The organism is Neisseria sp. P0021.S007, assembly GCF_051956855.1.
In genome coordinates this window covers 1-467 of the sequence record NZ_JBQCXA010001526.1, presented here as the reverse complement: position 1 = coordinate 467, position 467 = coordinate 1, and the positions used below count along the sequence as shown (strand labels likewise).

1 protein-coding gene is annotated in these 467 nt (G+C 49.3%); it reads left to right on the top strand.

Annotated elements, in window-relative coordinates; genetic code table 11:
• Positions 1-131: 131 nt before the first annotated feature.
• Positions 132-467 (top strand): sugar phosphate nucleotidyltransferase (locus tag ACTHUR_RS20080; protein WP_440400556.1); only part of this gene is annotated, 336 nt, incomplete at its 3' end.

The window sequence follows — 467 nt, the reverse complement described above, 5'->3', positions numbered from 1 at the left end:
CACTCTAAGTTCGTTGAACGCCTTTTAGATGCTGTTATTCGTTTGTCGTCGACAGCGTGGCAACCAAGTCAATCATATGCAACCGAGGTCGTCTGAAACCTCGATTCCACATTTAAATTGAAGGGAACTACATGAAACCGATTAAAAAAGCCGTTTTCCCCGTAGCCGGCATGGGTACGCGCTTTCTGCCCGCGACCAAAGCCAGCCCGAAAGAAATGCTGCCCATCGTCGACAAACCGTTGATTCAATACGCGGTAGAAGAAGCAGTAGAAGCAGGCTGTACCGAAATGGTGTTCATCACCGGCCGCAACAAACGCAGCATCGAAGACCATTTCGACAAAGCCTACGAGCTGGAAACCGAGCTGGAAATGCGTCAAAAAGACAAACTGCTGGAACACGTCAAAGACATCCTGCCTTCCAACATTACCTGTCTTTACATCCGTCAGGCCGAAGCTTTAGGCTTGGGA